We start from the raw sequence: 24,270 nt of genomic DNA, 5'->3' as shown, positions 1-24,270 counted from the left end.
AACCTTACAATTTGCGCCCTGTTTGAATTTGTGGCGGATGTTGATGCATAAAATAGAAGACCTCATTGCCGTTTTTAATGGGCTATTCTTGGAACCTCTCAACACAGAGCTTGTCGCTGGGCTCGAAGAACCAATATACCTTCCCGCGAGTGAGGCATATCCGCATCACCGAATCATATTTGCCCATGGCTTTTATGCCAGCGCTCTACATGAAATTGCACATTGGTTAGTAGCAGGTAAGGCGCGCCGCGAGTTGGAAGACTATGGTTACTGGTATTGTCCTGATGGTCGCGATGAGACGAAACAAAGAGAGTTTGAGCACGTTGAAGTAAAACCACAAGCGATAGAGTGGGCATTGAGTGCTGCGGCAAATTTTTCTTTTAATGTCTCAGTAGATAACCTCAGTGGTGCGCAAACATGTCGATTCAATTTTCAAAAACGTGTTCATCAACAACTCATTAGTTTATTAGATATCGGTTTCAATGAGAGAGCAACATGCCTGCTTGAAGCCTTGAGTCAGTTTTACAATACACCTTGGCCGTTAAATAAAAGCCAATTTAATTGGAATATTCCATCTGATTTAAGTGTGGGGATAGAAAATGAAATTTAAACTGGGACTGATTGTTAACCCGCTCGCAGGGCTTGGTGGTAGTGTTGGTTTAAAAGGCAGCGATGGGGAGGATACCGCTCAAAAAGCATTTGCTTTAGGAGCCGAGCCCCGTGCCAATCAAAGGGCTAAAGCTGCGCTTAGTCAACTTGTCTCACACCGAGAAAATATAGAAGTTTTTACTGTTAATGGCGAAATGGGTGAGCGTATTGCCGAAGAACTTGGTTTTAGCACTCAGGTGATATATCAGACCCCAAGTGTGCAGACCAGAGCTGAACATACAGAATCCGCAGCACAACTTTTGCAGCAACAAGGTGTGGATCTGCTTTTATTTGCGGGTGGTGATGGTACAGCTCGTAATATTTGCCATGCAGTAGGTGATACTTGTCCCGTACTTGGGATCCCCGCAGGATGTAAAATTCATAGTGGTGTGTATGCCATCACGCCCAAAGCTGCAGGTCGAGTGGTTGAGCTTTTGGTCACAGGAGAGCTGGTATCTATTGGTGAAGCTGATGTAATGGATATAGATGAGGCTGCCTTTCGAGCCGGTACCGTAAGAGCCAAACGGTATGGAGAAATGCAAGTACCCACTGAACTTAGATATGTACAAGCAGTAAAAAATGGCGGCAAAGAAAGCAACGAGTTGGTATTGGCTGATATAGCCGCTTATGTTGTTTCTGAAATGGATGAAGATGAAACCTATATCATGGGATCTGGTTCTACCGTTGCTGCCGTGATGGAAGAAATGGGGCTTGAGAATACCTTACTTGGTGTAGATGTAGTGAAAGATCAAGCGCTGGTTGCACAAGATCAAACAGCACAGCAATTGCTTGCATTGGCTGATGATAAAACCAAACTGGTGATCACCCTAATTGGTGGTCAAGGGCATATTTTCGGCCGCGGTAACCAGCAATTAAGCCCAGAACTGATTAAGAGAGTGGGAAAAGATAATATTATTGTTATCGCTACTAAATCAAAACTGAAAGCGCTCAATGGTCGCCCGCTTATCGCTGACACAGGAGATGAGCAACTTGATGAATCTCTCACTGGATTTATTAAGGTGATCACGGGATTTAACGACCATGTCATGTATGCCATTGGTCATCAGGAATAACCTAGGAACACAAATGTTATTAGTAGAGTATGTAGAAAAAGCACAGCAATTTTTTGATGATCTTGTAGATAGAGCAAGTGATGATGAGTTATTTGCTGGTGGTTATTTACGGGGCCACTTCGACTTGGCTGTGGGATATGCACAGGTAGAAGAGACTGATCTCACCGTAGAAGAGTTAAACGCTCAGGTTGAGAGCAGCTTGGTCAAAGCGTATCGAAACGGTGAACTTAATGATGATGACAAGGCGCATGTCGTTACTATTTGGGAACAGGTGCAAAACCTAAAGTAAGCGGACTTAGTTAATAGGCTTATACCAATTTGACTTAATACTTGTTCAATTTGAAGGCGTAAATCTGATGCTAACTGTGTTAAAGGTTTTTATTTAGAACAACTAAATAGCAAATTTTTTGCCTTGCCTACACGGATGTAGGTACCTTGGCGATAGCAGGACGCGGTAGCGGAGTTATCGCCAAGATTTTCTCGCCTCAAAATAGGCCACTTAATTAAGCAAATTGGTATTAATTAAAATCGTTGGTATAAATCAATTTGCAAGCCTCCAAAATATAAATAGCAGCGCAAAACCAATCAAATAAATAAGCCCAAGCGTTGTTAATACCTTGACTACAACAGATTGACGACTGAATATTTCACCTTTGACCAATCCCAAATTCATCCAAGCAAATACTGGGGTAGTAACAAACGCTGAGCTCATTGCAAACATCAACATATTTTTTAAATCAGCTTTAAAGAATAGCACGACTAACATTGCTAGTAGCGCCTGAAGTAGCAAAATGCCTAAGTAATATTTTTTCGTTTTGCTGGGTCGCAGTAGCTGTAACGATTCACTCAGTACTCTTGAATAACCATCTAAAACGGTAATAGTGGTACCAAACATACATAAAAAAGCAACGCCAGCGATAAGCCATCTTGCCCACTCTCCTATCGTATTTGCATACATGTCAATTAGTTGCTTGGAAAAAGCAACACCTGCAAGCTCTACTGGGTTGTTTTGTCCATACTGCATTAACATGCCAAGTAAACAGAACACGACAGCTAATCCTAAGGTAACGAAATAGCCGACCTTAAAATCTAACATGATCTGTTGGTGTGAAAGCGTTTGCTTGGATATTTTCGTTTTCAGCCAAGATGAGTTTATTGCTGATATTTCAATAGGTGCTGGCATCCAGCCCATTAAGGCAACTAAAAATCCAAGCAGTGCAAGGTCATAAGGCGATATTGGTGTCTGTGGTGATGGATGTGCTGCGCCATTTATCATGGCGATAATAAGTGCACTCACGGTGGATAGCGTTAAAATTATCATTACCCACTTACTGGTTATATCTAAAATTTTGTAATGGCCTAGCAATAAAATAGCCAAGCAAGTGGTAAGCAATAGGAAGCTTAGTGATTCAATACCAATAGTAAAAGGAAGTGAGTAGCTAAGCAAGCTTGCAGTTAAGAGCAAAACACCAGCCGTATTTACAATGGCTGCAAAAATATTGAGTAGTACGAATATTTTAAAACCAAAACGATAGTTATTGTAATAGCCCTCCACCACTGTATGGGCAGTTTGACTAGTGTATTCAACCGCATACTTGAAAAAAGGGTACTTAAGTAAGTTAACGACAACGATGAGCCAAATTAGCTGTGTACCAAACAGCGCGCCGGCTTGTGTTGAAGAAACCAAGTGTGAGCCACCGATAGCGGCGGTAGCCATCAAAATGCCAGGGCCAAAAACTGCAAACCTTTCCTTTAGCGAGCGCATTGCGATCAATGTTATTTCCTTTGTTTGTATTGTTATTATTGTAAGCCTGCACGCAGTCTACGAAGTTTTACATATTGCCGCAATATAGATGAAAACGAATTTTACATTGGACGGCAAATTAAATTTTGGTACTTAAGTGTGCCCAAAAGTGGATTTTTAACAATACCGCATGTGTAATCTCATTGCTCCTCTAAAAAGTAGTCTTCTAAATCCTCTTTGATGTCTTGATAATCGTCTTCGTCTAGGTTGAGTGCTTTCAGTACATCGCTTTTCATCAAGTACCAGTCAGGCGATGCGACAAAACGTTTATTGATGTGAACGAAGTTTTCAGCCATTTTTAGCGCAGCAAATGCCAATTGTTGTTCTTCATTTTTACACTGGGGTAAAAATTCGGGGTCGTGATGACATAAAATCATCTGACAAATATCTTTTGGTAGATTCCAAGAAGTTGCCAGAAAGTAACCTACAACTGCATGATTTGTTTGATACTTTTGCTCTTCATGTGCTACTAGGATCTTATCATAATCTTTGTTAGCTGCGACTAAAGTTTCCATATAATCAGGATAATTTACTGCCATGGCCGCAATCCCGGCATCATGAAACAAACCGAGTAAATGCAGATTTTCAATAGGTACACGTGCTTTTATTTTATTACCAATCACCATAATACTGTCGGCAATATCGGATGCGTTATCCCAAAACCGCTCAAGACTAATACAGCACTTGCTTTGTTCAAAGGATTGCTTGAGTAAAAAGCTAGTGACTAGAGTTGTGATAGCACTAAGTCCTAAAAAGACAACGGCTTGCTTGACGTCTGTAACGGTTCTAGATAGGCCATACAGTGGAGAGTTAATAATCTTTAACACCGCAGCTGATGCGCCTACGTCATGGGCTATGATAGTTGCGACGTCATTGAGATCTGGATTTGAGTCTGATAACGCATTTTGTAGCTCGGTTATTAGGCTTGGTTTTGGCGGTAAACTGAAGCCATGCTTTACGTCGGATAACACGGTGTCATCTAAATCAATCATCATTAAATCCTTCATTTTGGATATCTAAAAGCATAGCGTATTTTCTTTTTTGGACACGAAGTGGTAAGAAAAAATCTCAATCCGACTACTAAATCAGCAAAGTGTCCCAATGTTCTGAACGTATACTTGCCTATCATGTAAATATTAAGTTATGGTTAAGCAATTTTTTTCTCAGGGCAACGGTATGCACGAATCACAACAAGCGAATTCGCAAAACTCTGCGATCACCCGTTTTTTAAATGGGATCGAGCGGGTCGGAAATAAACTTCCTGATCCTGCCATTATCTTTCTATCAGCAATGTTGCTGATCTGGCTTCTTTCTTGGCTATTCTCAGGTGTGGAATTTAGCGCCATTGATCCTAGAACTAATGAAGCAATAGTAGTACACAATCTATTAGACCCCGGTGCGCTTGCCGGGTTTATGGCAACGATGGTAAAGACCTTTACTGGATTTGCACCTTTGGGCGTTGTTTTAGTTGCAATGTTGGGTGTGGGTGTCGCTGAACACTCAGGTTATATCAATACTGGGCTTAAGATTATGCTTAAGCGCACACCACAGATATTGTTAACACCGTCAATTATCCTGATTGCAATTGTTAGCCACACCGCTACCGATGCGGGATATGTACTCGTTATTCCGCTCGCGGGCGTGATTTTTTATGCGATGGGTAGGCATCCACTGGCAGGTATTGCGGCAGCGTTTGCCGGTGTGAGTGGTGGCTTTAGTGCCAACTTCATTCCATCTGGTATTGACCCGTTATTGCAAAGCTTTACACAAAGTGCTGCACAAATTATTGATCCTGAAATTGCAATAAACCCTCTTAATAACTGGTTTTTCACGTCTGCATCTAGTTTGTTTATCATTTTATTGGGCTGGTATATCACAGACAAAATTATTGAACCGAGATTAAAAAACACAGCAATCGATGGTGACACCGATAGCCTACCTTCATTTGATGAGATCACGAGCAAAGAGAAAAAGGGATTTGTAATTGCATCTCTAGTTATGCTTGCAGGCATCGCTCTACTGGTTTATGCGTCAAGTGGTGAAGATTCAGCACTGCGCAGCCCATCAGGTGCGCTAACGGACTTTAGTGCTCCATTGATGCAATCAATCGTGCCGCTAATTTTCTTATTGTTTTGGATCCCCGGAGCGGTATATGGGTTCGTAGTTGGGACATTTAAAAGCTCCAAAGACATGATTGACGCCATGACAAAAGCGATGAATAGCATGTCTTATTACATCGTAATGGCATTCTTCTGTGCGCTCTTTATTAGTGCTTTTAGCCACTCTAATTTAGGTGCATTGCTTGCTATTGAGGGAGCACAAGTGTTAAAGGCAATGGCATTGCCTAGTTATGTCACTGTTATTGGAATTATTTTCTTGACCGCATTTGTGAATTTGTTTGTTGGCTCAAGCTCAGCCAAGTGGGCGCTACTAGGACCTATTTTTGTTCCTATGTTGATGCAGTTGGGGATCTCTCCAGATCTAACACAAGCTGCGTATAGAGTAGGGGATTCAGGCTCAAATATTATCACTCCGCTTATGCCGTACTTTCCATTAGTCGTGGTTTACTGCCAAAAGTACGTTAAATCAACGGGTATTGGTACATTAATAGCAATGATGCTGCCATATTCAATCGCATTTTTGATTGGATGGAGTATTTTCTTATTAATATACTGGACTTTAGGTATACCTCTAGGGTTACAGGCAAGCTATATTTACCCATCTGGTATGTAACACCTTGGAATAGAAAGTTAAATCAAGTGTAGTCAGCTTGGGTTAAATTTTTAATCATACAGAGTGGAACCATAAGATAAGCGCTGCTAATACAGCGCTTATCTTTTAATTTGAGTTTCAGGTATAAGGACTAGAATTCAGCCAAGCTATTTGTCTGATGAGACAGCCAAAACCGGTCAGTTATAGCAATTTCCTTAATTAAGTGGTCTATTTTGAGGCGAGAAAATCTTGTCGATAACTCCGCTACCGCGTCCTGCAATCGCCAAGGTACCTAGCTCAGTGTAGGCAGGAAAAAATTTTGCTATTTAGTTGTTCTAAATAAGAAATTTTTAACGCTGTTAGCGTCAGATTTACTCTTTCAAATTGAGCAAGTATTTAAGTCAAATTGGTATTAGAGCGATTTCTCATAAGTTAGCAAACTAGTTCTATTCTCAACTCGTTAGCGCCATACAGAAAAATATTTAATTAATGATTACGCTTACTCCTCGTTATTTAATTTAGAATCACCAGCCGTTGATAATCACTTTATCGTCGGTGTTATGCTTTTAATGTATTGATTCAGCCTCTTCTTATCATACTCGTTCTTAGCAAGTTTTAACGCGACATTGGCATTTTCTATCGCGTGTTCGCGATTGTTATTCGCCTCATATGCCTTTGCTAATGATTCATAAGCTTGCCAAGATTTAGGCTGATACTTGGTGTAACGTTGAGCGACTTCAATTGCCTCAGCTGCTCTGTTTTGCCTGATCAAGTATGTACTAATAAAACCCAGTCTATTTACACTATTCCAGCGAGTTGCTCTGGGCAAAATAGCAAAACCGTAGTGTTGACTTAATTGGTCAAAATATTTATCAAGGTTTTTCAGAGCGTTACCAGGCTTGGCAACAATGTCACGATATTTTGCAGACCAAAGTGATTTTGGGTATTTTATTTCGAGCACATCCAACATGGCTTTTATTAGCGTGTCATAATGTCCTTCATTATCATATATCCGAAGGGTAAAAGGCAGGCCTTCTATTTGGCTCAATTTGCTTTTAAGTTTATCTACATTGGTTTGATATTTTTTTTGTTTTTTCAGGTCGTCATCAGCGACCATAAAAAAGATGAGCGGATTTACTTTTGAGCTCTTAGATAGCCGGGCTGCTAACCCATCCACCATGGTTTTATTTGGCGTGTGTCCCATCCCAATGATATCCGCTGCAGCCAAAAAAATGTAAGTGTCGAACAAGTGTTTGTCATGAATAAGATTATTTAGTGGGAAAAAACTACTTGTCGAAATAGCAACTACACTACGTTTATTGTTTGCGCGATACTGCTTTTCTAGAAAGGGAAAGAGTTCATCTTGGTAAAACTGATGATACATATCTGGCTCTCCCCATGAAGGCCATTTATTACTTGGCTGATTACCGAACATATTGTTGTGATAAATGTCAGGGGAGGGGCTTCCTCCATCAATACTTACAACAATAGTTTCTGGCATCCGCTCAACATCAGCCAAATGTTTAACGATCCCATTCACGGTATGAAAATACTGATGACCATGTTTACCAACAATAAAAATAACCGGATAAGTGTGATGTTCAGAAGAGAGAGTAAAGTTGCTAGGCAACGAAATTTTGAGAGGAATTTCCTTGTTTAAGATTTCTGATTTTAATAATAGCTCTTTCCCTATTACTACAGGGCTTTGGTCACTCACTGTTACCGCTGCTTCACAGAGCATGGAAACGGACAAAAATATGAATAGACTAAAAGACTTAATACTCTTTAATACGCTGACAGATACCTCCTAGTATTTAACTTATATAGCCTGCTTTGATGTTGCCACCTAGTTGCCATAACACCTATCTGTAAGTATTTTTAATCGACAATTGAGGTGACCCAAAGTTTACAACTGGCTTCTGTACCCAGACGCTTATACTGAAAAGCAAAGCGAATTATCTATATTAGTAACAGCATTTGATAACTATTGTCCAATAAGCAACGTTAAACAGAGCTGTGAACACTAAACCTATCAATAATCGCATTGATACTTAGAAAATGAAGGCGTGAAATACTTACTTAACCTAGTCTATCCTCAACGTTTGCGTAACTATCCTAACGCCCACTAGTCGAATGCTGCGGCTTACAGCTAGCCTATCAGAGCATGATCCTCCTGTGTATCTGAGGGGTGCTCATAAATAATCTAATACCAATTTGCTTAATTAAGTGGTCTATTTTGAGGCGAGAAAATCTTGTCGATAACTCCGCTACCGCGTCCTGCTATCGCTAAGGTACCTACATCCATATAGGCAAGGCAAAAATTTTGCTATTTAGTTGTTCTAAATGAGAAATTTTTAACGCTGTTAGCGTCAGATTTACTCCTTCAAATTGAGCAAGTATTAAGTCAAATTGGTATAAACTTGAGTTGTGAGATACTTATCATTAACGAGCTATTGTAAGAACGTATGATTTAAATCGTCTAGGAACCCATACATAACTGGGTTTATATTTCCCTGAAGCCATATTGCTTTTGATTCACTTCACGTCACAAATTAAATATAGAATTCCATATTCTTTGCACATTTCCCTACCATCTTATTATTGAACCTAACATATCGCGGCCTTAACTGAATGAGCTTTTTAGTTTGGGCGCAGATTATTTAACCCAAAAGAGGTAGAGCATGAATAACTCAATACGTAATATTGCTATTTCGGCGGCTGTGTTAACTACATTAACTTTAAGCGTACAAGTTGAGGCAAGAAAAAGTGATAGGAACCATAAAAAAGCACCTGAAATTGTATTTAGCAAACTCGATTTAGATCAGAGTGGTACGCTGATCCTTGATGAATTACAGGGTAATGAACAGACTAAAGCTGAAAAAAAGTTAGCGCGTGCAGATCTTGATGGTAACGCAAGTATTGACCTGACGGAATACCTTGCAAAGCAGCGTCATTCGCATGATTTATCTACGTATGCGACCGAAATAGTGCAATGTGTACAAGCATTAAAAGATGCAGATGAAGCAAGCCTTATTGTCGTACCGAGTAGCGATAAATTTGCATCACCAGAAGAAAAGTTTGCTCAATTAGATTCTGATGATAGTGGTGCGATTAGTGTTGATGAAATTGTACAGGCGTTGGCCACTCGTCAAGAAATACGTTTCGCTGAGATGGATAGTGATAATAGCAATGACGTTACACTAGAAGAGTTTATTCAAAATGGTGAACGTAAGCAGGCAACAAGAGCAGCTGTCAAAGAGTGTATCGACAGTTTAGTTGATGTGACTGAGGTGATTTAATAAAAACTTCAGTTATTCACCAACAATAGCATAACGCACTTTCTAAATTTATTGCCCTAGTGATAACCTCATTAGGGCTACGAAAAATATATTCACTTTATTTAGCCTGAGGTTTGGATAAGAATATTCCAACTTATTGTTGCTAAAGCACAACTTAGTTTTTTCCTTGTCTAGCCAGAGAGTTTTAGGGAAAACACCGCTCCCGCGTCCTGCTCTCGCTAAGGTACCTACATCCTGGGGGCTGTCTATTGGAAGTGAATTCAACTCAGTTAGCGCTCTAAAAAGGCATTAATTATACGCAGCTCAGTTAGTTAGAAACAGCAATTCTAATGATAGCTCACAAGTACGCTCCTCAAACTTAGGATTTATCGCCACTTTATGTGAAAGTTAGTACTTGGGGAATCGAGTTCAATATAATCCAAAAGTATCGGTATTCTAACTTTTACTGCGACTTTTGTTATGTGTATAATCGTGATTCTCTTTATATTGCCTGTGTATTTATACGGTCTATTACTTAAAATATTCGAGTATCTATGTCGATGGAATGCGTTTTTGACCCCCCGGTGTTTACCGAAGCTGTTCGGCTTCAATTTCAAAAGTTAGATAGCTATGACGACCCTTGTTTAGTATTTATTACTACAAATCATACCGCGCAATGGTGTCATAATACCCTGCATAATATTCTTCAAGCTGAAGGGATCTCACACTCTGATATCCTCGCGGTATCAGAAAATACACACTTTTTCCTTTGTTATTGTGATCCGACAACGATACAAGTATTTGTTGATGAAGTAGTAGCTGTTGCTGTCAGCGCTGATATTACGACGTTTTTATCTGTGTTTCGCCATAATTGTTTATCAAATCCCAAAGAAACATTTCGGTGGTGCATTCAGCAACTTCAAGGGTTAATTGAAAATAGTTCTGATAATGTTGGGGCCGCGTTGAATGACTTCCGTGATAAAGCCAATTGGCCTGGAATTGCAGATTACCAACAACCGGAGCAGCAGACTTCTTCAGTTGATAACGCTGAGAAAAAGACACGTGATGGTTTTTTCGCAAGTGTGGCTAAGTTCCTCGGCTTTGGCTGTCAGGACGAGCGTCAGTTAGGATTTGAAATCACGCCAACCCTATCGATAGTGAAAATATTTATAGAATCCCTTCCATCTGGTTCCGCATTATGGGCATATGTAAAAACTGGGAAAGGGAAGGAGCAATTAGTTCGGTCACATGCGTTGCTTGATCTTGACCATGTTTTGCTGTTACCTCATGCATGTCGATATGCACCTGAATTTTATAATTATATTATGTCAACGCTTCGCCATAGCACTATTGTAGAGCAAAATGAAATTCAGCAATATTTTTATCGAGCGATAAGTGAACTTACTGAGGAGTTATTAGAGAGCGAAAGTAAAAAAGAAGCAAAACAGGCTTGTTTCTTACGTATATTGGATATTTTTTATCACCTTTTCGATCAGCAATCATGGTCTGATGATTTCTACGAATTACTCGTTGAAGATCAGGACACCGCATGCCTGAGCGCAGAAGCTTATCAAGCTCGTTTTATTCAAGAGATCGAAATATCCACAGACGGTGTCTCTGAAAAATTAAAACAACAAATTTTGGAACTGCTCGATAAGTTAGAAGACTACCATTTTGCTTCGTATCGACAGTGGTGCGAAATTACAAAACTTTTCAAAAGTAATCGGCAAGCTGTAAACCCCGAAAATTGGCTGGGAACAGAACCATCAAGCCGGCTATTACTAGCATGTATTTTACTCTATCAAGATAAATTATCTGCGATAAATGACGAGAGCACTCAAGCATTAAGGCAGTTAATTAATGATTCATTAACCAAGCAAGTACTTAAAAAAATTGAAGAGGACATAGCGCATGATTGTAAATTACCAGAATCTTTTGTTGCTTGGTTAACCTCTGAAAAACAAGGTATTGATACCGAGAGTATCGATCGATTAGCTAAAAATCTCGCGCCTGATACTGGACTAGATGCGCATAAGACAGAGCATACAGCACAACCACATACCCAATTGTTTAGTAGTATTAGTGATTTTCAAGCTGTGCTTGCTAGTTGTTATTGGCTTGAATTAAGTGAGCCAAACATTATTACTAGAAAAGTAATTGCAATGGCGCTGAAAATAGCGCCACAAGCATCCTTGAGTTGCTTCATTGGGCTGCAATTGAAGCGTTTTGGCTCATTTGGTGAACCAGAACAAAAGAAGCAAATCTTGGCTAATTTACAGCAAGTGAATGTTGATACATATGACTTATTGACATTTGAAGTTCGACTAGCGCAGGGTTATGACATTCAATGGTATGAGAAGCTGGTTAAGCAGTACGTCAAAATGAAAAAGTCAGACCGAGAAAGGTGGGATAAAGCGCTGGCTAAAGTGACGCCAGCCACGAAGGACTATTTTTATCTTGACGTCTATCGCTTAGCGCCGAAATTGACAACACCCTTGATTTACCAGCGTGAAAACATGATTGAAGCATTGATTAGTTCAACTTTATATTTTGATGATGACTTTATTGCTACTTACTTTAATCAAAAAGAGCTGTTGTTTAGTGATCATATTGAATTTTTACCTGAAAAATTTGAGTTACCAGTTTCACTACATCAACAAGTACTAACCATCAAAAACGACGTAAACTTTGTGATATTTTTATATGATGTTGAATCATTGATACTTGTTGCTAAAACAGATGGGGTCACATTCTGCTCTGGGTCAAATAGCATTTCTTGGGCTAGTCACTATATCATTTTGGATAATCAAGTTGATCTGGATAAGCTTACTGTTCTGGCTGAGCAATTTGAAAGTTACCAAGCTCGGGCTAAAACATTACAAAAAGCGGTTACTGATTATTTATCAGGTGTCATTATCTTCTCTGAATTCCAGCGTTATTTTGGTCACTATTCTGACACTAAAAAGTACGACCTCCACATTGAAAATTACAGTAAATATAGTACTCGTATTTTACCACAAATATTGGTAGAGCCAGATGAACAGGTGCAGCTGCGCCTTATCAAACTATTGTGCAGTCATAAGACAAGAGGTAATAGGGTCTTAAAGAAAGTTGCGGAACAGTTATTCTTTGATCATTACCTCACAAATGGTAGTGCAGATTTTGAGATGCGACATGATCCAGAGCTTAATGTTGATGAGCTTACGGATGATTGGATAGAAACATGGCAGGGATTTTATACGACACTTGCTGAAAAAGTATCAAGCTTGCGCTGAGGAGTGAGGCGATGAATGATTTACAAGGGATCCTTAGTGAATACTTACCATTACAATTAATTCGCTTCGGTGAGGTTTATGGGCCAGAAGATGATCCTGATATGTGGTTGAGTGAATACGACTTTATATGGCGACCTATTGTAGACGAGGGTGAACAAGTGCCTCAGCTTTACTTAGGGGATGAGCCTATGCGCTTTGGCGTGGATTGTGAAACCGATAAAGCTGGATATATAAAGCAGTCGCTGGGACATCAACCGCTTAGGTTACCAGAAATATCTAGTTGCTGGGGAGATAGCTCTCTAATGCTCCGCAACGATCTTTTAGAAGGGGTGGAATTTTCTCCTATTTTAGGGGTGACTCGAACTTCTGCAACCATTGTTGATGCCGCCGGAGATGAAAGAACGGGTTTTACCGCGCTGTCGTTTCATAAAGTTTTTTTTCATGAGCGTGCAAGGTTGCGATTTGAAAATGTTCCAGTGTCCAAACGGCTTATTATTCGAATGTTATTAAAAAGGCACTCTGACACTTTCTTTATTCACAAATCATTACTTGCTAAATGGAAGGAGTTAGATATTGAAACTGTATGTTTTAATATCAAAGCGCATCACCTGTCGTTTAAAACACTGTGTAATTTAGAGATGTATTATGGCTCAGTTGGTTCTAATAGCTACCAAACACTCGATGACTTTCAACACAACAGGAAGGCTAATTTTTGGGATGAGTTAGACGGTTAATCTAACAGGTAAGTTCGCTGTGTTGGCATTTTTGCCCACTGACAAAGGAATAAAAGCGAGACCCTTAATAGTTTTATTAGTCATGCCATTTTAAAGAGACTTAGAAAAACAGTGGATGTGTGCAATCATTGAAGTAACATTGCGTCTTAACTCACATCGATATTCGATAGTGATTATGTCAAACTGAGAAAACAGTCTGCGAGTTATCGAAAGCGGAAAGGCAATGGTCGTCAGAGTTGCTCTTGACTGATGAAAAGTAGTGACAGAGATATTATGACTTGCTTCTCGAACCAGTTAGGGGTAGCTGCTGTGCACTCTGAAAGTGTATTGGTGTAATTACCTACGGAAACTGACAGACACCGTTTCAAAGTGGTGACTGTCAGGTTAAGTATAAGCTAGTAGACCCCGTAAAAAAAGGGTCGTCAAACTAAGGATGCCTTTTGGCTAGTGCTTAGTAAGGAATACTGATGAGCTTAATTAAAATACAAACTTATCAAAAATCGCTTTAGCTGTTTCGTAATTTGTAGTGACAACCATTGGTAAAGTATGGTTTAACTCTGCTCTAACTAAATATACATCAGCAGTGCTTTTACTACGATAGTAATGCTCAGTCTTTGTATTGCCTTCATCAACCGAGACTACAGTCAATACGCCAGCGTCATTCACGCTCCACGTACCTTCAAAGCTTTCGTTGTTAAGCATGGACTCAAAAACGACTTTACCGTCAGATTTAAACGTTTGTTTAATAAGCATTGGCTCAGGCGATTGGTAGCCAGAAGCATTATCATCCATTACAGCATAAAGTGTTTGATTTGATAGGGCTTCAGCGGAAAATGCAGCTGCATTTTCTCGGCTTAAATCATAATGTTTTGCAAAGAAGACCATATCCTGTGCTTCTGGATCTAGTCCCAAAATTAGGGCGTCAGAAGAGTAAATGATATGGGTCTTTTCACCTTCAGCAATAATTGTGTTGCCTTCGATTGTATAGCTAAATGTGCTTGCACCTGCTGAAACCGTGCCATTAGTGAAAGTGAATAGCTCAACAGTTTCATCATTTAGCAGCTCACTATTAAATGAACCCGAGTACCATTGGCCGTTACCTTGCTCTAAAGTCGTCTGTAAAGTGGCTGGAGCCGGTTCCGGCTCAGGAGTGACTTCGTCATTATCATTTTTTGTGGTATCAGAAACAACAAACCCGCTTTCATCTTTTTCGATGATAAGGTTATCGATATTGTCAAGTGCCACATCATCTGCAATGTTAGAAATAGTAACCGTATCACTTAATAGAGCTTCGTTGTGTGAAGCGTTACCAAGCAGTTGCGATAAATCTTCAGGTAGTAAACGAACTACAGAGCGGGCTACTAAGTGAGCTTCTTTCGCATCTTCTGAAGTTTTTTGAACTGCTTTTGCTGCGACAAAGTCTGATTTAATAACATCAGCATCTACATCAATATGATCTGCTAGAGCTTCCATACTCATGCTATTCAAAGATGCAAGTGTTGAAAACGGAGATACGATATCTGAGTCGGAATGAGAGGCGAGGGTATAACCTTGCTTAATTACCTCATTGGTATCTGCATCAACTGTTTGTCCTGCAACAGCTTTAACTAATACATTGACATTTTCAGTAACCACAACTTGACCATTAGCATTGGTTACTAGGTCAACAGTTTCGCCTTTACTATTTTGTGTTTTCAGTACTTCTTCGTCTTCACACACTAAGTTATTGTTAGTGTCGTTACAAATTACAGCATTGATTAGGTAACCATCGATTGCGGTGATGGTTTTTGTACCAGCCTTGGTATCATTATTAACACTTCCACTGTTACCATTATCTATTTGTGAGTTCGTGTTATTGTCGTTGTCACTACCACCACAGCCGATAAGTGCAAGTGATACTGCACAAGCTAGAAGAGATTTTTTAGAAATGTTTTGCTTGATAAATGAACGCATCTTTCCTTCCCTAATAAAAATAATACGAACTGAAACCCCTACAAACAATAGGGGCATAAAATGAGGTGGGTATATTATTTAATTAATTGGATTATATCAATATTTTTGTTTGTATATTTCTTGGTTGATCTTTTTTTAACATACTGGTTGTGGGTATTTAATTTATTTAACCTTTATTTTTTAATTTTTATTTCGCATTTTTTTAAATATTAATGATTTTTTATTTTAAAATGTTGGGCTGTTTAATTTTTGATCTTTTTGGGTTTTTTATTTAGGTTTTAAAATTTTAATGATGATTTATTTTGAATGATTGGTTTGTTCGGTTTTTGATCTTTTTGGTGGTTTTTTATTTAATCTTTTAAATAAAGCATAGCGAGTAATCAATTCGACCTTATTTATTCCTTAATTCAGCCGAGGAGTGTGGTCCACTCTAATATTAAGCGGGCATTGCTCATTTATTGAAGATAGCCGTTGACTGCTTAAATAGCTAATTTCACATCTATAATGAGGATAAGAGAAGGAAAGCTGCTTTTTTAGATTATCATGGGACTTTTTTGGTTCTTAGTGGTCTTGATTTGTACCAAGACCAAAACCAAGATAGAGTATCTTTTGTTAAACAAAGATCACCGCCCTGGTTCGGTTAAGAACTAGGCTTTAAGCTAGGTTTTCACATGCTCTTTCAGTTCTTCGATCTGTACCCTGAGTAAATTTTGAAATGGCAATGCTTTTAAGAACATTCAACCTTACACCGTCTGAAAAAGTGAGATGTATTGAGGTCAGGAGAACCCGAATTACAGTGGGTGTTGGCACGAGAGGAAGCTTCCTTTTGGTATCAAAGGCGCACTTCCTCTTTTAAAACTTCGCTATAGAGAAAATCGATAACTCAGTGTTGCGCTCGCATGGTATTGTCTCATCAGCTCATCATCAAAGTGCCAGCTACAGGTATTTTCTGTCGCAGGATCAAGATCACAAGTAACTTTCGAGCCATTGTTAAGCATTGTTGCTATCCAACGTACTTGCGCTCCAAAATGAAAACCGGCACCTACATCATACTCTAAACCAGTATAAAGACCTGTAGCAAAGAATGTGTCTGAGTCGATAAAGTTAGGATTAACAAAGGTAGCACCAATTTGTGCACCAAGGTAGACATCGAGGTTTTCAGTAAGCGGTCGTACGACAGCACTTTGAAAAAACAAATACTCCATTTCAACTTTGTTGAGTGGGTAGGCTGTTAGCTGAGTTTCGGTTGTACCATAATAAAAGCCATAACGGCCTTGTGGCACATACTTATCGATACTGATCCCAAAATGAGAATCATCCTCTAGTTCGTACTTTTGGTGACGCGAAGTTTCAATATCGCTACTGAATGATTCACCACCATAGATTGATATGCCAAATTCACCAAAGTCGGCTGCGGTTACGACACTGGAAGTCGTCAAAGCCAATGTCGCAGCAAGGGTAACTAATTTCATATATTCTTATCCTTGATCCAGAGTAATGCTTGTGTAATGAGCGCAGAGTATATCAATGATGAAAGAAAATAATAATCCGTAAAGCGTGATTTGCTTGCATTTCTTCACATTGATTTTTATCATTGCGATGTTATTGACTTGGAAAAGCATTTTGCAGCTAATATTACGCATACTTATCACCTTGTTCGTGGTGGCTACTCTTAGTGGTCAAAGCGCTGCTGCGTCTATGGCAGCATGTGAAATGCACAGTACAAATAACGAAGCAAAAACTCACAGCAAACATACGCAGTCTGAACATCATCAAATGATGAGCGCAGAGATGGACTGTTGTGACCCTAAAAGCGCTACACAGTGCAATGAATGCACCTGTCCAACACACATGTGCTCAACAAATTTAGCTGCTTTTTCCTTAAACGAATGGCTTGCGCTGATCGCGTTACACAGCGATAAACTTAACTTTGTAAGCGGGCAGCTAAGTACTTACCCTCAATCTCTTTATAAGCCACCGATAATCGCCTAGCCACAGGGCAGATCTGCCTTTTTTATACTGATTTATATCTATCCATCGGATCAGGTAGTGTTTTTCATAATGTAATTTTCAAGGCTTTTGTGCTTTGAATCATGTGCGAGGTTAGCATGAGAAAACTTTTTCTAATGTTGGTGCTATGGGTAATGAGTGCTGTGGCATACGGTAAATCCCATATTGAACTAGAAGTATTTAAATCCCCAACTTGTGGCTGTTGTGAGCTTTGGCTCAACCATCTCACCGCTCAAGGTATTTCGCACCAGGCGACAGATCTAAATTATTTAGGCTCGCTTAAAAACAAATTTGGTATCAAACAAAATTATCAGTCTTGCCATACTGGTGTTTCTAAAGATGGCTTTGTATTTGAGGGTCATGTACCTGCCAAGTTTATCAAGCGCTTTCTACAAGATGAAACGCTAACACAAGACAGCAATAACATTGGGTTAAGTGTACCAGCAATGCCAATTGGCTCTGTGGGCATGGAAATGGGAGAGCGATTTATGCCATTCCAAGTGTTGTTACTAAAAAAAGATGGCAGCTATGAGGTTTTTGCTGAAGTGAGTCGCTATGAGGAACAGTTCTAATGAAAGTAATCATCTGTGTCCTGTTTGCAGCTATTGTGTTTTCTGCTTCGCTGCGAGCAAATACAATGACACTGGAAAATGCAATAAAAGTAGCGATACAACACGATCCTTGGCTTAAATCTAGTAATCATCGACGTTCTGCGATGTTGTCCATGAGTCGTGAGGCGCTAAGCTACCCAGATCCACAAGTAAGCGTCGCTACAATGAATTTACCAGTCGATAGCTGGGAGTTTAACCAAGAGGGCATGACCCAACTTAAAGTGGGTGTCATGCAAATGCTCCCTCGTGGAGATAGTCTTGAAATCAAAAGTACGCAATTAAAACTTAATGCGAATAAGCAGCCGATATTACAACTAGACCGACAAGCTCAGGTACGTCGTGATGTCTCTCTTCTTTGGTTGGATATGGTACAGGCAAAGAAAACGTTATCGTTAATTGAACGCGATAGCGTGCTTTTCGAACAGATGGTTGAAATCGCAAACGCGAGTTACGCTAATGCGGTTGGGCCGACTCGTCAACAAGATGTCATCAGAGCACAGCTCGAGGTTATGCAGCTCGACGATAAACGTTCAGCGGCTTTTCAACAACTTAATACCGCCAAAGCAAAACTTGAGCAATGGTTACTAGATGATTCTCTGTACAATAAAAAAACACTACCAATATCTATTGAAGACCACATTACGTTACCTAAGATCCCCTTTTTGGCACCTCAGTTTTTGCGTGAAGGTCATGGTGACAGCCAAACGCTTGTGCAGTATTTAGCACGACACCCACAAGTCGTTGCTGCTGATGTCACGACCTATCAAGCAGAACAAGGTATTAAATTAGCTGAACAAGCTTATAAACCGCAGTTTGCTTTGAACGCAAGTTATGCCTTTCGTGATGATGCGCCGAATAAAATGTCACGCTCTGACTTTTTTAGCGTGGGTGTCTCGTTTGATCTGCCACTCTTCACTGATAGTAAACAAGATCAAGCAAAGGCCGCAGCTATTGCGGAGTTTGAAGCGACTAAGACTGATCGCTTGATAGTGTTAAAGCAACTATTTGCGAATTTGAACGGTGAAATTCAGTCAATTCAACGTTTGCAGCAGCGCCGCTTCCTTTACGAAAAGGCGATTGTGGCACAAAGTGCAGAGCAAGCAGAAGCCGCGTTGACAGCGTATACAAATGACGATGGTGACTTTGCTGAAGTAGTGAGGGCGCGTATTGCCAAATTGAACGCGCAATTATCGGCGCTTGCTATAGATATTGCCTTGCTCAAGGCGGTAGTACGCAGTAATTACTATTTGACCCAAGTTGCCAAGGAGACCACACATGAACAGTAACGTTAAGCTAATACTAGTTGGGGTAGTTACTCTAACATTGGGCATGTTTGTTGGTTTGACTCTATCTACAAATGGCGAGCAAGAGATTGCAACGAATGAAGCGCAGGCCCCACTTTACTGGGTTGCTCCCATGGATCCCAATTATCGCCGTGATAAGCCAGGTAAATCTCCAATGGGCATGGATTTGATCCCTGTATATGAAGAGGAGAGCTCTAATGCTGCCTTTGGTGAGGGGGTTGTGGAGATTGCCCCCCATGTTGAAAACAATATGGGGGTTCGCAAAGCACTGGTAAGTCGGGATATGATGTCTTATCAAGTTCAGACAGTGGGTTATATCCAATACAATGAAGATAGCTTGGTACACATCCATCCCCGAGTTGAAGGCTGGATTGAAAAGCTTTATGTGAAAGCCGCGGGAGAGGCAGTAAAACAAGGTGAGCCACTTTACACACTATATTCTCCTCAGCTTGTGAATGCGCAAGAGGAGTATCTGATCGCACGTAAACGCAATAATAAAGCACTTGTCAGTGCAGCACAGGAGCGTCTTAAGGCGTTACATTTAAGTGAGGAATTTATCAGTACACTAAAACGCACAGGCGAAGTACATCAAAGTATTACTTTTTATGCTCGCCAGTCCGGGGTACTCGACGGTCTGCAGATCCGAGAGGGGTTTTATGTAAAGCCAGGTACAACACTCATGAGTATTGCCAAACTAGACGAGATTTGGGTTGAAGCTGACGTATTTGAACGTGATGCAATGCTGGTCGCTCAGGGACAAGCAGTTTCCATGAGGTTGGACTTTTTACCCGGTAGAACGTGGCGAGGGCAAGTTGATTATGTCTACCCCTCACTCAATGAAAAAACACGAACACTCAGAGTCAGGCTCAGATTTGACAATAGTGATGCGTTATTAAAGCCAAATATGTTTGCGCAAGTAACGATTCATGCAGATTCTCGTGATCAGGTATTACAAGTGCCAAGTGAAGCGGTGATCCGTACAGCCAAACAAAACCGTGTTGTCGTTGAAGTTGCACCCGGTAGCTTTAAATCAGTTGCTGTTGAACTAGGGCAAGTCAGTGGTGAAAACATTGAAATCCTCAATGGTCTTAACGAAGGAGACACAATCGTTACGTCAGCCCATTTTTTGATTGACTCTCAATCTAGCATTAACTCTGACTTTATGCGTATGGCGCCAGTTGCTGAGGCTAAGTCTGTTTGGATTGAAGGAGAAATTCAACGCGTGAACTATCAAAGCCGCGTAGTGAATATCGATCATCAACCTGTACCTGAGTGGGAATGGCCCGAAATGGTGATGGATTTTACAGTGGCTGAGAGTGTTAATATTGACGCACTAAATGCAGGACAGGTTTTGCACTTCGAAGCGACAAAACAAGACGATGGCAGTGTATTACTCACAGGTATTCATATTATGTCCGACAGCAGCGAGGATATTGATACACTACCTAGTGCAACTGTCGGTGGTGTGATCAATGCCATTGATATTGATACCCGAGTGTTGAATATTTCTCGCGACGCCATCAAAAAGTGGAACCGCCCAGCGACGACGATGGATTTTGTGGCCGCTCATCATCTTGATTTAAGTCAACTGAAACAAGGGATGGCAATTAGCTTCACCTTTGAAGTAGGTGACGAATTTGTGGTTACTGACATTAAAGCTGCTGATGAGATGTCAGTAAATACACATACAGACCACTAGGAGAGCGTATTATGATCCAAGCTATCATACGTTGGTCGGTGTATAACCGCTTTTTTGTGGTATTGCTGACCTTAATGACGGTTGGTATTGGGCTATTTACCTTAAAAAATACGCCAGTTGACGCGATCCCAGATCTGTCAGATGTTCAAGTCATTGTAAAAACCCCCTATCCTGGGCAAGCACCACAAGTAGTACAAGACCAGGTAACGTTTCCACTCACCACGGCAATGCTCTCCGTGCCTGGTGCAAAAACGGTAAGGGGCTATTCTTTTTTTGGTGACTCCTATGTGTACGTTATTTTTGATGACAAAACAGACCTTTATTGGGCACGTAGTCGCGTACTTGAGTATCTAAGTCAAGTTGCACCGCAATTACCTGAAGCAGCAAAGCCGCAACTGGGGCCTGATGCTACGGGCGTGGGCTGGGTGTATCTGTATGCGTTAGTAGATAAAACCGGTAAGCACGATATTAGTCAGCTACGCAGCTTGCAAGATTGGTTTTTAAAATTTGAGCTGCAATCGGTTGCTGGTGTATCTGAAGTTGCGCCAATTGGCGGTATGGTTAAACAGTATCAAGTACAGGTTGACCCCAATAAACTGCGTGCTTATGGCATTCCCCTAACCCATATTCAGCAGGCTTTACAGCGTGGAAACCAAGAGTCAGGGGCATCTGTTATTGAAATGGCTGAAGCTGAATACATGGTAACCAGCACAGGATATATTCAAAGTGTTAAAGATATTGAAGCAATACCACTAGGCCAAGCCGTTAAGGGGACTCCACTAACGATTGCGGATGTTGCGTCGGTCAATATTGGGCCACAAATGCGCCGTGGTATAGCGGAGCTTAACGGCGAGGGAGAAGTTGTTGGTGCAGTGGTGGTGATGCGCTTTGGTGAAAACGCGCAAAATACCATAGAGGGTGTTAAACAAAAGCTGGCCCAGTTGCAAAAGAGCTTACCGGAAGGCGTTGAAGTGGTGACCGTTTATGACCGCTCTGAGCTTATCAGCAAAGCCATTGATAACCTTTGGTCCAAGTTGCTCGAAGAGCTAATGGTGGTGGCGTTAGTCTGCGTTGTATTCTTATTCCATATTCGCTCCTCTATTGTTGCGGTGGTCACTCTACCACTGGGGATATTGGTTGCTTTTATCGTGATGTACTTTCAAGGGGTGAATGCCAACATTATGTCCCTTGGTGGCATAGCCATAGCGATTGGGGCGATGACAGATGGCGCAATCGTGATGATTGAAAACATGCACAAGCACATGGAGAAAACGCCGCTAAACGATGAAAACCGCTGGGAAATTGTCGCAAAGTCAGCCTCAGAAGTAGGGCCTGCACTATTTTTTAGTTTGTTGATTATTACAGTGAGCTTTTTACCTGTGTTTATTTTAGAGGCGCAAGAAGGACGTATGTTTGCCCCACTTGCGTATACTAAAACGTATGCGATGGCCGCTTCGGCGGGGCTTGCTATTACCCTTATTCCAGTTTTAATGGGCTACTTTATTCGCGGCAAGGTTGTTCCTGAACACAAAAACCCCGTAAATCGAGTTTTGGTTGGCGCATATACGCCATTGTTGAGGCAAGTTTTACATTTTCCGAAGCTTACACTTATCGCTGCTACCGCAATTACCATAGTGGGATTCTATCCGATGGATAAAATCGGGAGTGAGTTTATCCCGCCACTGGATGAAGGGGATCTGATGTATATGCCAACCACTTATCCAAGTATTTCCATTGGCAAAGCGAGAGAAATTCTACAGCAAACGGATAAGCTGATTGCGACTGTGCCAGAAGTCAAAAATGTCTTTGGTAAGATTGGCCGCGCGGAAACGGCCACCGACCCTGCACCATTGACTATGATTGAAACCTTTATTCAATTAAGACCCAAAGACCAGTGGCGTGAGGGGATGACCACTGAAAAACTAAAAGCTGAACTTGATAAACTCGTACAATTCCCCGGATTGACCAATGCTTGGGTAATGCCAATTAAAACCCGTATTGATATGCTCGCAACGGGAATAAAAACGCCAGTGGGCATAAAAGTAGCAGGTCCAGACTTAGATACCATTCAGCGTATTGGTCAGGACATTGAGCGCATACTGAACAAAGTAGAGGGCACTGCCTCTGTCTATTCAGAGCGGGTAGCTGGCGGACGTTACGTTAAAATTGATATTCAGCGTGATAAGGCCGCGCGATTTGGGTTAAACATTGCTGATGTGCAACAGGTCGTCGCAACTGCAATTGGCGGGATGGACGTGACGCAAACTGTGGAAGGCCAAGAGCGCTATCCGGTGAGTTTACGCTACCCTCAAGACTTACGAAATTCCCCTGAAGCGTTAAAGCAGCTCCCGATTGTGACGGCTGAAGGACTGAATATTGCCCTAGGTGACGTTGCGACCATTTATATTGAAAATGGCCCGCCCGGTATCAAAAGTGAAAACGCGAGAATAAACGGATGGACATTTATTGACTTAGATGGGGTAGACATTGGTAGTTACGTGGACACGGCTAAGCAAGTGCTGAATGAACAGCTGGAGCTGCCAGCAGGCTACTCCATCAGCTGGGCAGGGCAATACGAATATATGGAACGTGCGAAAGCAAAATTAGCCTATGTGGTGCCACTTACACTTGGGATCATCGTTGTTCTACTCTATGTAAACTTTAGAAGGTTGAGTGAAGTGGCGATTATCATGGCAACGTTACCAATGGCCATGATAGGTGGGCTGTGGTTACTATACCTAGAGGGGTTTAACTTTTCTGTCGCGGTTGGGGTCGGTTTTATTGCACTGGCAGGTGTCGCGGTTGAAATAGGGGTAATAATGCTGGTGTATCTCAATCAAGCTATAAGTGAGCTGAAAGAAAAACAACAGATTATGACTCCTGAGGCTATAAATAACGCCATTTTAGAAGGGGCGGGTAAGCGCATTCGCCCGGTTATGATGACAGTGGCGACCATTATCATTGGACTATTACCTATCCTTTACGGCTCAGGTACAGGCTCTGAAGTAATGAGTCGCATTGCTGCGCCTATGGTTGGTGGTATGGCTAGTGCACTTTTGCTCACTTTGATTGTGTTACCAGCAGTTTATATGCTGATGATCCGCTGGAGAGAGAAAGTGGCTGGCTAATCGGTAGCGGAAAAAGTTTGCCTTAAGTGCGCTAATATGAG

Annotated in this window: 17 protein-coding genes; 12 read left to right on the top strand and 5 right to left on the bottom strand. The window is 41.0% G+C overall.

The features are described 5' to 3' along the window. Positions 1–43: 43 nt before the first annotated feature. From HUZ36_RS16600 to HUZ36_RS16590, 3 genes are read left to right on the top strand one after another with little or no spacing between them, the layout of a single operon-like run. Positions 44–610: an elongation factor P hydroxylase gene (locus HUZ36_RS16600; protein ID WP_176033454.1), complete on the top strand. Its 567-nt coding sequence runs from the start codon at positions 44–46 to the stop codon at positions 608–610. Further along, positions 600–1,721: an ATP-NAD kinase family protein gene (locus HUZ36_RS16595; protein WP_176033453.1), complete on the top strand. Its 1,122-nt coding sequence runs from the start codon at positions 600–602 to the stop codon at positions 1,719–1,721. Before HUZ36_RS16600 ends, HUZ36_RS16595 begins: the two co-directional genes overlap by 11 nt. Positions 1,722–1,734: 13 nt before the next feature. Then, on the top strand, positions 1,735–2,010 hold the full coding sequence (locus HUZ36_RS16590; RefSeq protein WP_147391007.1) for a YfcL family protein: 276 nt from the start codon (positions 1,735–1,737) through the stop codon (positions 2,008–2,010). A gap of 252 nt (positions 2,011–2,262) precedes the next feature. On the opposite strand, the gene HUZ36_RS16585 is transcribed toward HUZ36_RS16590, so the two are convergent. Continuing rightward, the gene (locus HUZ36_RS16585; protein WP_404824215.1) at positions 2,263–3,486 is read right to left on the bottom strand and encodes an NRAMP family divalent metal transporter; all 1,224 of its coding nucleotides are present in this window, start codon (positions 3,484–3,486) and stop codon (positions 2,263–2,265) included. Between the two features lie 179 nt (positions 3,487–3,665). Continuing rightward, entirely contained in the window at positions 3,666–4,517 is an 852-nt protein-coding gene (locus tag HUZ36_RS16580; protein WP_176033464.1) for an HDOD domain-containing protein, read from the bottom strand. Positions 4,518–4,701: 184 nt separating this feature from the next. Between HUZ36_RS16580 and HUZ36_RS16575 the strand changes: the two genes are divergently transcribed. Then, a complete protein-coding gene (locus tag HUZ36_RS16575; protein WP_125252802.1) occupies positions 4,702–6,258 on the top strand; it encodes an AbgT family transporter in 1,557 nt (518 codons plus the stop codon). A 520-nt stretch (positions 6,259–6,778) separates the two neighbouring features. On the opposite strand, the gene HUZ36_RS16570 is transcribed toward HUZ36_RS16575, so the two are convergent. After that, complete coding sequence (locus tag HUZ36_RS16570) at positions 6,779–7,954, bottom strand: alpha/beta hydrolase-fold protein (RefSeq protein ID WP_176033451.1); 1,176 nt, start codon at positions 7,952–7,954, stop codon at positions 6,779–6,781. A 964-nt stretch (positions 7,955–8,918) separates the two neighbouring features. Here HUZ36_RS16570 and HUZ36_RS16565 point away from each other — a divergent pair. The 3 genes from HUZ36_RS16565 (at position 8,919) to HUZ36_RS16555 (ending at position 13,524) form a co-directional block, all read left to right on the top strand. Further along, positions 8,919–9,536: an EF-hand domain-containing protein gene (locus HUZ36_RS16565; protein ID WP_147391504.1), complete on the top strand. Its 618-nt coding sequence runs from the start codon at positions 8,919–8,921 to the stop codon at positions 9,534–9,536. Positions 9,537–10,069: 533 nt separating this feature from the next. Next, positions 10,070–12,790, top strand: coding sequence for a hypothetical protein (locus tag HUZ36_RS16560; RefSeq protein WP_176033450.1), 2,721 nt, complete (start codon positions 10,070–10,072; stop codon positions 12,788–12,790). 11 nt (positions 12,791–12,801) lie between these two features. Beyond that, the gene (locus tag HUZ36_RS16555) at positions 12,802–13,524 is read left to right on the top strand and encodes a hypothetical protein (RefSeq protein ID WP_176033449.1); all 723 of its coding nucleotides are present in this window, start codon (positions 12,802–12,804) and stop codon (positions 13,522–13,524) included. A 477-nt stretch (positions 13,525–14,001) separates the two neighbouring features. Here the strand turns inward: HUZ36_RS16555 and HUZ36_RS16550 are convergent, their stop codons facing one another. Together HUZ36_RS16550 and HUZ36_RS16545 are read right to left on the bottom strand one after the other, a co-directional pair. Further along, positions 14,002–15,477: a hypothetical protein gene (locus HUZ36_RS16550; protein WP_176033448.1), complete on the bottom strand. Its 1,476-nt coding sequence runs from the start codon at positions 15,475–15,477 to the stop codon at positions 14,002–14,004. Between the two features lie 863 nt (positions 15,478–16,340). Next, entirely contained in the window at positions 16,341–16,949 is a 609-nt protein-coding gene (locus HUZ36_RS16545; RefSeq protein WP_128732171.1) for a hypothetical protein, read from the bottom strand. Between the two features lie 151 nt (positions 16,950–17,100). On the opposite strand from HUZ36_RS16545, the gene HUZ36_RS16540 reads away from it, so the two are divergent. The 5 genes from HUZ36_RS16540 to HUZ36_RS16520 all read left to right on the top strand — a co-directional run bounded on the left by HUZ36_RS16540 (position 17,101) and on the right by HUZ36_RS16520 (position 24,229). Next, positions 17,101–17,469, top strand: coding sequence for a hypothetical protein (locus HUZ36_RS16540; protein WP_225740810.1), 369 nt, complete (start codon positions 17,101–17,103; stop codon positions 17,467–17,469). A 116-nt stretch (positions 17,470–17,585) separates the two neighbouring features. Continuing rightward, entirely contained in the window at positions 17,586–18,059 is a 474-nt protein-coding gene (locus tag HUZ36_RS16535; RefSeq protein ID WP_125252807.1) for a DUF411 domain-containing protein, read from the top strand. Next, positions 18,059–19,384: a TolC family protein gene (locus HUZ36_RS16530; RefSeq protein ID WP_176033447.1), complete on the top strand. Its 1,326-nt coding sequence runs from the start codon at positions 18,059–18,061 to the stop codon at positions 19,382–19,384. The genes HUZ36_RS16535 and HUZ36_RS16530 overlap by 1 nt, the downstream gene beginning before the upstream one ends. Continuing rightward, positions 19,374–21,101, top strand: coding sequence for an efflux RND transporter periplasmic adaptor subunit (locus HUZ36_RS16525; RefSeq protein ID WP_176033446.1), 1,728 nt, complete (start codon positions 19,374–19,376; stop codon positions 21,099–21,101). Before HUZ36_RS16530 ends, HUZ36_RS16525 begins: the two co-directional genes overlap by 11 nt. Positions 21,102–21,112: 11 nt before the next feature. After that, positions 21,113–24,229, top strand: a complete 3,117-nt coding sequence (locus HUZ36_RS16520) for an efflux RND transporter permease subunit (RefSeq protein WP_176033445.1) — start codon at positions 21,113–21,115, stop codon at positions 24,227–24,229. Positions 24,230–24,270: the final 41 nt, after the last annotated feature.

It is taken from the genome of Pseudoalteromonas sp. McH1-7 (assembly GCF_013366255.1).
GTDB lineage: Bacteria > Pseudomonadota > Gammaproteobacteria > Enterobacterales > Alteromonadaceae > Pseudoalteromonas > Pseudoalteromonas peptidolytica.
This window is presented reverse-complemented; position numbering and strand designations above follow the sequence as displayed.